The 12,246-nt window shown below is 32.1% G+C and carries 11 protein-coding genes; 7 read left to right on the forward strand and 4 right to left on the reverse strand.

The genetic code is table 11. The features are described 5' to 3' along the window. Positions 1–18: 18 nt before the first annotated feature. Entirely contained in the window at positions 19–483 is a 465-nt protein-coding gene (locus OH806_RS09300; RefSeq protein WP_264743395.1) for a thioredoxin fold domain-containing protein, read from the reverse strand. Continuing rightward, complete coding sequence (locus OH806_RS09305; protein ID WP_264743396.1) at positions 480–2,549, reverse strand: TonB-dependent receptor plug domain-containing protein; 2,070 nt, start codon at positions 2,547–2,549, stop codon at positions 480–482. The genes OH806_RS09300 and OH806_RS09305 overlap by 4 nt, the downstream gene beginning before the upstream one ends. A gap of 120 nt (positions 2,550–2,669) precedes the next feature. On the opposite strand from OH806_RS09305, the gene OH806_RS09310 reads away from it, so the two are divergent. From OH806_RS09310 to OH806_RS09340, 7 genes are all read left to right on the forward strand, one after another. Then, the gene (locus tag OH806_RS09310; protein WP_264743397.1) at positions 2,670–3,836 is read left to right on the forward strand and encodes a homogentisate 1,2-dioxygenase; all 1,167 of its coding nucleotides are present in this window, start codon (positions 2,670–2,672) and stop codon (positions 3,834–3,836) included. 28 nt (positions 3,837–3,864) lie between these two features. Further along, on the forward strand, positions 3,865–5,139 hold the full coding sequence (locus tag OH806_RS09315) for an acetyl-CoA hydrolase/transferase family protein (protein WP_264743398.1): 1,275 nt from the start codon (positions 3,865–3,867) through the stop codon (positions 5,137–5,139). A gap of 122 nt (positions 5,140–5,261) precedes the next feature. Continuing rightward, a complete protein-coding gene (locus OH806_RS09320; RefSeq protein ID WP_264743399.1) occupies positions 5,262–6,056 on the forward strand; it encodes a hypothetical protein in 795 nt (264 codons plus the stop codon). Positions 6,057–6,289: 233 nt separating this feature from the next. After that, positions 6,290–7,420 (forward strand): 4-hydroxyphenylpyruvate dioxygenase, encoded by a 1,131-nt coding sequence (gene hppD, locus OH806_RS09325; RefSeq protein WP_264743400.1) that lies wholly within the window; start codon positions 6,290–6,292, stop codon positions 7,418–7,420. 71 nt (positions 7,421–7,491) lie between these two features. Next, on the forward strand, positions 7,492–7,965 hold the full coding sequence (locus OH806_RS09330; RefSeq protein ID WP_264743401.1) for a hypothetical protein: 474 nt from the start codon (positions 7,492–7,494) through the stop codon (positions 7,963–7,965). A gap of 101 nt (positions 7,966–8,066) precedes the next feature. Then, on the forward strand, positions 8,067–9,314 hold the full coding sequence (gene fahA / locus OH806_RS09335) for a fumarylacetoacetase (protein ID WP_264743402.1): 1,248 nt from the start codon (positions 8,067–8,069) through the stop codon (positions 9,312–9,314). Then, positions 9,314–10,135 carry a flavin reductase family protein gene (locus OH806_RS09340; RefSeq protein ID WP_264743403.1) on the forward strand — a complete coding sequence of 274 codons (822 nt, stop codon included), beginning with the start codon at positions 9,314–9,316 and terminating at the stop codon, positions 10,133–10,135. The genes fahA and OH806_RS09340 overlap by 1 nt, the downstream gene beginning before the upstream one ends. 345 nt (positions 10,136–10,480) lie before the next feature. Here OH806_RS09340 and OH806_RS09345 read toward each other — a convergent pair whose 3' ends face one another. Continuing rightward, entirely contained in the window at positions 10,481–11,260 is a 780-nt protein-coding gene (locus tag OH806_RS09345; protein ID WP_264743404.1) for a hypothetical protein, read from the reverse strand. Next, on the reverse strand, positions 11,247–12,146 hold the full coding sequence (locus tag OH806_RS09350; RefSeq protein WP_264743405.1) for an N-acetylmuramidase family protein: 900 nt from the start codon (positions 12,144–12,146) through the stop codon (positions 11,247–11,249). The genes OH806_RS09345 and OH806_RS09350 overlap by 14 nt, the downstream gene beginning before the upstream one ends. Positions 12,147–12,246: the final 100 nt, after the last annotated feature.

Below are 12,246 nucleotides of genomic sequence, written 5' to 3' on the forward strand. Positions count from 1 at the left end.
TATGTTTCTCATCAAATTTTATTGTAAGGCAGAAATTTCCGAGAGTTTCTGCCTTAATTTTTCAGGACTAAACTTTCCTTCGTGATATTCAATCAGATTTTGATTTTGATCTAAAATTATCCATAACGGATAAACAGGCTGGCTTTTATTTTTTGAAAAAGCTAGAACCAACTCATGGATTCCTGAATTTCCATTGGATAAATATCCGAATTTCTTTCCCTGAAAATAGATTTCATCTTTTGTTTTTTCTACTTCAAAGTTGATAAAATAAAAATTTTTGTTAATCATTTTAATTAAATCTTTATCCTTATTTACTTCAAAAGACTCAATCTTACAGACAGAGCACCAATCTGTATAAATATGGATAATTACAGGTTTGGGAAGAGTTTTGTTCAGTATCTCAACTTCATAAAAAGTGCCCGTTTTTATCTGCGAAAGACAAAAACAAGGTATTAATAATAAAATCAGAATTATACTTTTCATTTTAAAACATATTTCACCCCAAAAAAACCTCTGATTCCCTGCATTGGAGCATATCCGTATGTCGTATCAAAAGTATAATGATTGGGATTATTAATGGGATCATCAACATATTTATCAAACGGATCAAATGGTCTCATAATAGGATTTTTCGGTGTGAAATTGAACAAATTTTTCACTCCGCAATACACTTCAAACCCTGATTTGAAACTTTTTGAAACCTGAATATTGGCCAATGTATAAAACGGAGAATATTCAGGACGGTAATCGTTGGGTAAAACAGGCAATCTCATTGGTCCGTAAAACTGTCCAGTAAAATCAATTGTTAAATTATTTTGAAATTTATAAGTCAAATTATAAGTTCCACTCCATTTTGGAGCATGAAGTTGCTGTACTTTATCTTGTTCCCCATCAAATTTTTGATAAACATCCAAATAAGTAACACCAAGATTTACACTTAAAGGAAAATTAAAAGTATAATCCATATTCAATGAAGCACCTCTTGATATTCCATAACCATGAAGATTATCATAAATAATTTTGTCAGGTTCAGAATCAAAATCTCCAACTATTTTATTGCTGAAATAAGTATAAAACGCAGAAGCATCAAGATTTATCAGCTTATCTTTAACAGGAATTTTCCAAACATAGTTCAAATTTCCGTTGATTGATTTCTCAGGTTTTAAATCTGATTTTATCACCACTTCTCGAGAACCCGTTAAAGCAGCATGATCTTCTGTAAATAAATTCACAACCCTAAAACCTGTTCCGAAATTGAAACGAAGCGTATGGTAAGGATTTGGCGAAAATTTCCATGCAAATCTGGGAGAATGTACAGAATGATGAATTTTATCATAATCAAACCTGTACCCTATCAATAAAGTATTCTTTTCATTTATTTCCCATTGATCCTGAATAAAAGCTCCTAAAATTGGTGACTTCATAGGTTTATTTTCCAGTCCGTCGGACGATAAAGTTCCGGGAGTATTATCATCATAAAACATCTTCTTGAAAGTTAAACCTAAAATAAAATCATGTTTTCCTAACTTTTTGTCCCAATATGTTTGAAGAAAAGTTGTTTTTTGGGTTGCCTCAAACAAATTATTTCCATAAAAAGAATTTTGATCATGAAAATTATAAGAAAACTGGGTAATAATATTTTCTTTCAGAGGCCATTGATACATCCCGAATGCTTCCACTCTGTTCGTATAAATACTTTCTCCATAAATCTCTTTACTTCCTCGATGAGATTTATCCCACTGCATTTCTCCCCCAAATCTGTCTTCATACAAATATCTTAATGCAAAACTCGCCTGTCGATTTTCTTTTCTCTGAAAATTCCATTTATTAAAGACAGAAATTCTGTTTTGTAAAGCTGCATCTGTGAAGTTATCCTTATTTTGATCTATTTTTTTTTCAAAATTGAAATAATTCAGACTTAATAATGAAGCGACCTTTTTTCCAACGTTAAATTTCGTCGACAAATCCAGATTATTTTCAAACCAATTGCTTGTCATAAAATCGATACTTAATTTAGGAGCCGTCAATGCATTTTTTGTAATAATATTGATAACACCACCCATTGCTTCCGAACCATAAATAGAAGAAGCAGGACCTTTTACTACTTCAATTCTATCAACCAAACTATTGGGAATTCCGCTCAAGCCATACACTGTTGAAAGCGAGCTTACAATAGGCATCCCATCTATTAAAATCATTGTGTATGGGCCTTCCAAACCATTGATATGAATATCTCCTGTATTACAAACCGAACAGTTAAGCTGAGGTTTTACCCCATTTATCATGGAAATTGCTTCAAAAATATTCGGAGTAGGATTTTTCTGGAAAAATTTTTGACTATAAATCTCCACCGCAACCGGACTTTTTGATTTGCTAATCGGTTTTATTGTTCCTGTAATCACAACATCATCTATCAATTTTGTTCTGACTTTATTTTTTGAAATTTTTATTGAATCAGTACGCCCATTATCATTTAAACGCATAGAATCAGCCTCTTGCGAGTAACAATAGACTGAGAAAAAAATTAAAAAAAACAATATTCGCTTCATGAAATTAAAATTGTTAGACAAAACTAACAATTATTTTTAGATACACAAAACCAATATCTAGATTTTGTAGAACCCAATTCATCAAAATTTATTAAATTTGAGGGAAATATATAGGTAAAAATGAGATACAATCAAGCTGGGAATATTCCGCAAAAGAGGCATACCATTTTCAAATCGCCAGAAGACAAATTCTACTATGAACAACTTTTCGGAACTGAAGGTTTTCACGGTATTTCTTCTTTGCTGTATCATATTCACCGACCAACTCAAATAAAATCTATAGGAGAGCCAAAAGATGTTTCTCCGAAGATTGTGATTGATAAAAACGTTACTCCGAGAATGTTTAAAGGGATGAATGTAACTCCCGAAGATGATTTCCTGGACAGCCGCAAAATTTTAATGGTAAACAATGACCTGAAAATGGGATTGGCTAAACCCAGAAAATCTATGGACTACTTCTACAAAAATGCTGAGTGTGATGAACTATTATTCATTCATGAAGGAAACGGGATCTTAAAAACATTCGTAGGAAATTTAGAATTTTCCAAAGGAGATTATCTTATTATTCCAAGAGGAACAATTTATCAAGTAGAATTGCAATCTGAAAACCCTGTATTATTTGTTTTAGAAAGTCATTCTCCAATTTATACTCCGAAAAGATATAGAAACGAGTTTGGACAACTTTTAGAACATTCTCCTTTTTGCGAAAGAGATATTATTGCTCCTACTTTTGTAGAACCCAAAGACGAAGTTGGAGAATTTTTAATCAAAGTAAAAAAAGAAAACCAAATCACCGATTTCATCTATGCAACACATCCATTCGATGTTGTAGGCTGGGACGGTTATTTTTATCCATATAAATTCAATATCAAAAACTTCGAACCAATCACAGGAAGAGTGCACCAACCGCCTCCAGTACATCAAAATTTCGAAGCACACAACTTTGTGGTTTGTTCATTCTGTGCAAGAATGTATGACTATCATCCGGAAGCAATTCCTGCACCTTATAATCATTCAAATATTGATTCTGATGAGGTTTTGTTCTATACAGAAGGTGATTTCATGAGCCGTAATCATATTGATGCAATGGATTTTACACTTCACCCTGGAGGAATTGTTCACGGACCACATCCGGGTGCAATGGAAAGAAGTATTGGACAAAAATTCACTGATGAATATGCAGTAATGGTTGACCCTTTCCGACCTTTAAAAATAACAGAAGAGGCATTAAAGGTAGAGGATACATCTTATAAAACATCTTGGTTGGAAGATTATTCACAACAATAAAAAAAATATTTCACATAAAAATTTCACTATGTACAATTATATCAGTGCAGAAGAAGCTATATACACTATTAAAAGCGGAAATCGCGTATTTTTTCATGGGAGTGCATGTACTCCTAATTATCTAATTGACGAACTTGCAAGACAGGCGGATCGTTTGGAAAAGGTAGAAATGGTTTCCATTACTCAACAAGGAAATGTAGAAATTGCAAAACCCCAGTATAAAGATAAGTTCTTTGTTAATTCCTTATTTGTTTCCACTCCTGTTCGCGACGCTGTAAACTCAGACAGAGGAGATTTCGTTCCTGTTTTTTTAAGTGAAATTCCTATTCTTTTCAGAAAAAATATTTTACCATTAGATGTTGCTTTAATAACAGTTTCTCCTCCTGACAGACATGGTTTTTGTACATTAGGTACATCTGTAGATATTGCCAGAGCTGCCGTTGACACAGCGAAAACAATAATTGCAATCGTAAATCCTTTAATGCCTAGAACACATGGAGACGGAATGATCCACGTCAGTAGAATTCACAAGTTGGTATGGCACGAGGAAGAACTTCCTACTGTTGATTACGGATCAAAAGTAGGACCCGAAGAAATGCTTGTAGGAAAAAACGTTGCTGAACTTATTGATGATAAATCTACCCTTCAAATGGGTATCGGAACAATTCCTGATGCTGTTCTAAAATGTCTGAACAATCATAAAGACCTTGGTGTACATACAGAAATGCTAAGTGACGGAGTTATTGATTTAATTAAAAACGATGTCATCAACAACAAATATAAAGGTTACAACGATAATAAAACCGTTACAAGTTTCTGTTTTGGGACAAGAAAACTTTACGATTATGTTGATGACAATACCGTCTTTTCGTTTGATGATGTAAGCACCGTAAACTTCCCAATCAATATCATGAAAAATAAAAAATTGGTTGCTATTAATTCTGCTATTGAAATTGATTTAACAGGACAGGTTTGTGCAGATTCTATCGGAACAATGCAATACAGTGGAATTGGAGGTCAAATGGATTTTATGAGAGGTGCAGCACTAAGTGAAGACGGAAAACCGATTATTGCCATCACTTCAAGAACGAAAAAAGGAATTTCCAGAATTGTGCCTTATCTAAAACAAGGTGCAGGTGTTGTTACCACGAGAGGACACATTCATTATGTTGTAACCGAATACGGCACAGCGTACCTTTATGGAAAAAACCTTCGTCAAAGAGCTCAAGAATTAATTAAAATTGCTCATCCTGACGATAGAGAGATGCTTGAAAGGGCAGCTTTTGAAAGGTTCAAGCATTAAACAAATTTTCAGTATTTTTTTTATCAAAATATTATATTTGATTAAAAAAGTGTATATTTAATGTAAGGAAAACATCAAATCGGTAATATTACCTTTGATAAAGCCTTTCTAAAATTTGGAAATTGAAGACGATATATAATTCTATTAGGGAAGAAATTGTAAAGCATTTTAAGGTAAAAAATTCAGTATTAGGAAATGTAAGCATTTGGAAAAGAAGCCACTACATTATACTTTCCGAAATCATAAAAGCTGAATTATCTGAAGCTGAAGAATTAAAAGGAGGAAAAAAATTTGAGATAGGGAATACTATTTCCCATGTCACCCTACAACGTTTTTTTGAAAATGATTATCAAGACAAAACGCATAATGACTTGCGTTTCTTGAAAACGTTGGATAAAATATGTATTTTTTTAGGCTATAAAGATTTGAATTCTTACATTCAATTTGTAAGAGAAAAGAAACAATTTGAAGAAGAATCCAATAATAATCATAACTCTTTTAAACAAATGGTTTATGATTATTGCTCAACTGTTTTCAACTTTTACAAAGAGTTTCCAAACCATAAAACTGAGCTTTTTAAAGATCTGGTTTTTGAAGATTCTCCGTTTTTTGAAAGAGCATCGTTGTTTAGTAAAGAACTTTGCGATAGAGATTTTCATTTGGTTACCAAAAACAATCGTTCAAACTATGAAGTTTTTGATATAAACATTGTAACAGATGAGCCAGACAAAAAAATCTTAGAATCTCAGGAGTTCTGGAATTTATTATTTAAAGTAGGTGAGACAGGTGAAGAACATTTTGTAAACCAATTAAACACTCAAATCTATTTTATAAAAAAAATTGGAGATACCTGGAAAATATGGGATAATTACAACCCTGATGCAGGGAGACTAAATAAAAAGAATGAACATTTATAAAGTGAAAGCCGTAGAAAATTCTACGGCTTTCATGTTTCGAAATATTTTTTTCTCATGTATTTGTTAATAACAAAGCTAATTAAGAAAATTACAAAATAATAAACTTAAATACACTTAAATGAACATTTCTTTAAACTCATCCTAATTATATTTAATGATTATTTCCGATCCCTTTCTCTATTGCTAAGATTTTCGTAATTTGCGTACTTAGAAATAAAAGTAAAATAGAAAATATGTCAACACTTACATTTGCCGAAAAAATTGCTCAAGCAGAGAATTTTTTGCCAATAAATGGTACAGATTACATTGAGTTTTATGTAGGAAATGCAAAACAGGCTGCTCACTATTACAAAACCGCTTTTGGTTTTCAATCTGTAGCTTACGCTGGTCCTGAAACAGGAGTAAGAGATCGTGCTTCGTATGTTCTTCAACAAGGAAAAATCAGACTAATCTTAACAACAGGTCTTAAATCTGATTCACCTATCAACGAACACGTAAAAAAACATGGTGATGGAGTGAAAATTCTGGCACTTTGGGTAGATGATGCTTACAAAGCTTTTGAGGAAACTACAAAAAGAGGAGGGAAGCCTTATTTAGAGCCTGTAACTCTTACTGATGAGTATGGCGAAGTAAGAATGTCCGGAATTTACACTTACGGAGAAACTGTTCATATGTTTGTTGAAAGAAAAAATTATACAGGACCTTTTATGCCAGGTTATGAAAAATGGGAAAGCGACTATCAACCTGAAGAAACAGGTCTTTTATATGTTGACCATTGTGTAGGAAATGTAGACTGGGATCGTATGCTACCTGTCGTTAAATGGTACGAAGATGTAATGGGATTTGTAAATATCCTTTCTTTTGATGACAAACAAATCAATACAGAATACTCTGCTTTGATGTCCAAAGTAATGTCAAACGGAAACGGATATGCAAAATTCCCTATTAATGAGCCTGCAGAAGGTAAAAAGAAATCTCAGGTAGAAGAATATCTTGATTTCTACGAAGGTGAAGGTGTTCAGCATATTGCAGTAGCAACTAAAGATATTATCCACACTGTCACTGAACTGAAAAAGCGTGGTGTAGAGTTCCTTTCTGCTCCGCCTGAAGCATATTATGAAATGGTTCCTGAAAGAGTTGGCCATATTGATGAAGATCTTAAAAAACTTCAGGATTTAGGTATACTTATTGATCATGATGAAGAAGGATACTTATTACAGATTTTCACAAAGCCTGTAGAAGACCGCCCTACTCTCTTCTTCGAAATCATTGAAAGACACGGAGCCCAAAGTTTTGGAGCCGGTAATTTTAAAGCATTATTCGAAGCACTAGAAAGAGAGCAGGAAAGAAGAGGGAATCTTTAATTTAAAATAAAATATTGAGTTTTGTCAGGATGGAAAGTCTTGACAAAACTTTTTTATAAAACACATTTATTATGAAAAAAATTTTAATTGGACTTTTATTTATCGGAGCTGTTTTGGGAGTAAAAGCACAATACAGCACTTTAGATCAAATCCTTACCAGACTTGAAGAAAGAAAGGGCATTAATCAAAATTTGACAGACGTAAATATTGACGGTAAAAAGTTTGTTTACATTAAAGATGAGGCAGACCATACAGAAAGGGATTTTATTGTCATAAAAGGGAATAAAGCTACTTATGTAGAAGTTTTTGATGATAAAGCTACAGGAGAAAGCAGCTCAAACGTTTTTTCAGGAGACATTATCAGAAATAAAAAAAATATCATTTCCTTACGTGCAGATATGCTGGAAAACAAAAAAGTTCCTATTCCGGTTACTAAAACTCTGTTATTAACAACGCAAGATGATATTTTGTACCTCATCGATATCAATACAAAAGCCAGATGGATTGATGAAGCCTCATATTCTAAGGTTAAAAAAACAAAATAATATAGGAAATCGCTCATTTATTCTATTTAAATGGTAATTCTGATATTAAAAAACTAAAAATTTTTAACGGATTATTTTAATCCAAATTAAATTATAAACTTATGAAATCATTTGTAGAATATTCCTCAAATTCGGATTTTTCAATACACAATATTCCATTTGGAGTAGCTGTTTTTAACAAAGAATTTATAGGATGTTGCACAAGAATCGGCGATCAGGTGGTAGACCTTGCAACGTTATATGACCTTGGTTATTTTGACGATATTGAAGGATTAGACGACAATGTTTTTGAAGCATATACATTAAACGAGTTTATCGAACTTGGAAAACCTGTAACAAATGCTGTTCGCCTAAAAATTCAGGAATTATTGCAGGAAGGTTCAGCTTTATCAAAGGATCAGAAAACTATTGAAGAAGCGTTTTATGATTTAGATAAAATAAAAATGATGATGCCTGTTCATGTTCCAAACTACACAGATTTTTACAGTAGCATTGAGCACGCAACAAACGTCGGAAAAATGTTCCGCGATCCAGCAAATGCTTTATTGCCAAACTGGAAACATTTACCTGTAGGTTATCACGGAAGAGCCTCATCAATTGTAGTTTCCGGAACGGAAATTAATCGCCCGAAAGGTCAAATGAAACCTGCAGATGCAGAAAAACCAGTTTTTGGACCTTGTAAACAATTAGATTTTGAGCTAGAAATGGCTTTTATCATCAATAAAAATACCGAGATGGGAGAAAGTATTTCTACAAAAGACGCAGAAGATGCCATTTTTGGAATGGTTGTTTTCAACGATTGGTCTGCGAGAGATATTCAGTCTTGGGAATACGTTCCGCTTGGTCCGTTCTTGGCTAAAAATTTCGGTTCATCTATTTCTCCCTGGGTTGTAACTCTTGAGGCTTTAGAACCGTTCAGAACAGCTTCTCCCGTGCAAGATCCTGAAGTTTTGGATTATTTAAAATTTGAAGGAGACAAAAATTATGATATCAATCTTGAAGTATATCTAAAACCTGAAAATGGAGAAGACAATCTAATCTCAGAAAGCAACTACAAATTCATGTATTGGAATATGACTCAGCAATTGGCTCATCATACAGTAAACGGATGTAATGTAGAAGTTGGTGATATGTATGCAAGTGGAACTATTTCCGGAAGTGACCCAAAATCTTTCGGTTCTATGCTTGAATTAACATGGAGAGGACAAAATCCTATTCAGTTAAGCAACGGAGAAGAAAGAAAATTCATCAATGATAATGATACCGTAACTATGAAAGCATGGGCTGAAAAAGATGGAATCAGAGTTGGATTTGGTGAGGTAAGTGGTAAAATTATTCCGGCGATTTAATGAAAACAATTACACCATCAGAAATAACTCCTGTACAATTACAGACTGTAATGCAAACAGCTATTTCTCCGAGACCAATTGCATTAGCATCTACTGTTGATAAGAATGGAAATTATAATCTATCCCCATTCAGTTTTTTCAATATGTTTAGTACAGTTCCTCCGATTTTGGTATTCTCACCATCCAGAAGAGTTCGTGATAATACCACAAAACACACTTTAGAGAATGTACTTGAAGTACCGGAAGTTGTAATAGGAACAGTAAATTTCCCAATTGTACAACAAATTTCTCTAGCTTCAACAGAATACGAAGGTGGAGTAAACGAATTTATCAAATCTGGTCTCACGATGAAAGATTCTGATATAGTGAAGCCTAAATTAATTGAAGAATGTCCTGTAAATTTCGAATGTAAGGTTTTAGAAGTAAAATCTTTAGGTGAAAAGGGAGGTTCAGGAAATTTGGTTATTTGCGAAGTTCAGAAAATTCATATCAGAGAAGAATATCTCAACGAAGAAGGCAACCTTGACCAGAAAAAGCTAGACATGGTTGCGCGTTTAGGCTCTAATTGGTATTCAAGAAATAACGAAAACAATCTTTTTGAAGTACCTAAACCACTAGTCACCAAAGGAATTGGATTCGACAGACTTCCCGACGAAATAAAACTAAGTAAAATATTTACAGGAAACGACTTAGGAATGCTTGCTAATGTAGAAGAATTACCTGGTGAAAACTTCCATGCTGATGAAGGAATTCATTTAAATGCTCAAAAACTTTTATTGGAAAATAAAATTGAAGAGGCCTGGAAAATTTTAATTAAATGAATTGTAATAGCCACGACATAATCTGACAGTTAGTGGTTAAAAATAATTAGCAGTATCTTAATAACTGCATAGTTAGTGGGATACTGCCCTTTCTTCTTTACGACTTTGTCTAAAAGTTACCCACATTTTTTAGATTTGTAACAACAATAACATTGTTATTTCAAACCTTTGTTAGCCTATAGCCTTATTTTATATACTTCTTTCATATTATTTAAATCCATTAACAATTCTTGGAACAGTTGTATTTATATTTTTTGACAAGTAAATACCATCAGTGCAAAAAACATTAAGATAATATTGATATTTTTTCATTAAACGATTTTAATTATAAGAAAAAAAATAGTATTATTGCCTTTTTTCAAATATCAAATATTGTGAATTACATTGTGTAAAGTGAGCATTTTTTATATCTGAATTTTTATAATTTTCAATAACTAAACTATCTTTATAGAATATCGCATCTATTTTCCCTAGTTTAATTTTTTGTGCTTCTTTTTTTATTTCACCTTGCATACTTCCTTTAGAAATGATTTTTCCTTTATCCAATATTTCGTAATTGTTATCATTCAAACGAATTGAAAATCTGCTATTTTCACAAGATATTAATTGGAAAATTTCATTTTTGGGTAAGTCATTAGAAGCTATTATTGTTTGTTCACATTTCTTATCTTTCGACTTTGAGGGTTTATATTTAGAGGTATTATTTAATGGTTCATTAATAATTTCAATACATTCTAATTTTTCAGGTGTAGAAGTATTTTTTATAATGGTCGTTGATACTATTTTCTCAATAATAAGAGGTGGAGATTTAGATATATAAATATCTTCATAATAATTAGCATTATTACCTATTTCTAAGTTTAAGATAATATTGTCTTTTTCATATAATACTTGAGCATAAATCTCTTCATTAATTAATTTATTTTTAATAGGTTGAAAGAAATCTATAATTTCACTGTTATTTATGTTCAAGAAATATTTATCTGATATATTAATAATAATTGTATCATGTTTCTGAATAATTGAATCATTAGTTGATAAACTAAATTTCTTCTTACAGCTGAATAAAGTTAATGAAGCAAGAAGTAGTATAAATTGTAAAATTCTTATATTATAATTTTTCATATTGGTTTTTCATTTTTGTATGATATTTATTTATTGCATAATCAGGTCCATTATAAAGTTCTGCTATTTTATTCCAATTTTTTTCTTTCATTGCCTTTATCATAGACGCACCTGTGACATCTTTTAAATAAACTTTAAAATAAGCAAAATGTTGTACTTCACACATATTCATAGCTTCCTCCATTTCATTAGGAGAACCATATAAATAATTATAATACTTACCCATTACCTGAAATTTACCCCAAGAACAACTTTTTATTGCTGAGTCATTATCAATTTCTTTTGCTTTCTTAAGTTTTTCAAATTGCTCTTTTTCAGAACCGTATTTTGCATTTTTATCTTTATATGTACCTATATTGTGTACTAAATCAGGTGTGTTTTTTTTCAATTTGTCTAGCTCTTCTTGAGTTTTTATTTTTTTCAAAAAACGATACATATAATGTCTTTCATAAAGGATTTTTGCTTTTTGTTCGCCATTTACAGTTAGAAAGGATTTTCTTCCTCCTGACTCAACAATTGCAACAGCTTTAAAAACTTTTGCTTCGACTCCAATGTCTTTAGCCAAACTTTCAAAATGCTTGTCTGTAACAGCATTTCCTTTTCCATTACAAGCTGTATCAACTATACCTTGTAAATAACAATAACATTTACCTTTCGGTTTATCTTCTTCCTTTTTTGTTGGTTTCGGCGGGGCTGCTACCTGCGCTGGCGACTTCGCATTTTCAGGTTTTTTGGCTTCAGCTTTGATGTCTACATTTATGGTTTGAGATTGTGCGGTTTTGTTGAGATAGATAACTTCGGCAAAGATTTCTTGGTGATTTCCTGTCCAATATTCTCCACTGTCTGGTTTTTGGGGATTGTTTCCTATTTCACCAATTTTCTGCATTCCATCGGTTAAGGTAATGTTTAATACTTCTCCATCATCTTTTGTAAAAATATGGTTTTAACCTCCGTGCCATCTTCTATTATATACTGTACCATCAACA

It is taken from the genome of Chryseobacterium oryctis (assembly GCF_025971925.1).
GTDB lineage: Bacteria > Bacteroidota > Bacteroidia > Flavobacteriales > Weeksellaceae > Chryseobacterium > Chryseobacterium oryctis.

Bases quoted from the DNA above. Each gene is read 5' to 3' on its own strand.
- OH806_RS09300 (WP_264743395.1), bottom strand. From the start codon at position 483: ATGAAAAGTATAATTCTGATTTTATTATTAATACCTTGTTTTTGTCTT.
- OH806_RS09305 (WP_264743396.1), bottom strand. From the start codon at position 2,549: ATGAAGCGAATATTGTTTTTTTTAATTTTTTTCTCAGTCTATTGTTAC.
- OH806_RS09310 (WP_264743397.1), top strand. From the start codon at position 2,670: ATGAGATACAATCAAGCTGGGAATATTCCGCAAAAGAGGCATACCATT.
- OH806_RS09315 (WP_264743398.1), top strand. From the start codon at position 3,865: ATGTACAATTATATCAGTGCAGAAGAAGCTATATACACTATTAAAAGC.
- hppD (WP_264743400.1), top strand. From the start codon at position 6,290: ATGTCAACACTTACATTTGCCGAAAAAATTGCTCAAGCAGAGAATTTT.
- OH806_RS09330 (WP_264743401.1), top strand. From the start codon at position 7,492: ATGAAAAAAATTTTAATTGGACTTTTATTTATCGGAGCTGTTTTGGGA.
- fahA (WP_264743402.1), top strand. From the start codon at position 8,067: ATGAAATCATTTGTAGAATATTCCTCAAATTCGGATTTTTCAATACAC.
- OH806_RS09340 (WP_264743403.1), top strand. From the start codon at position 9,314: ATGAAAACAATTACACCATCAGAAATAACTCCTGTACAATTACAGACT.
- OH806_RS09345 (WP_264743404.1), bottom strand. From the start codon at position 11,260: ATGAAAAATTATAATATAAGAATTTTACAATTTATACTACTTCTTGCT.
- OH806_RS09350 (WP_264743405.1), bottom strand. From the start codon at position 12,146: ATGCAGAAAATTGGTGAAATAGGAAACAATCCCCAAAAACCAGACAGT.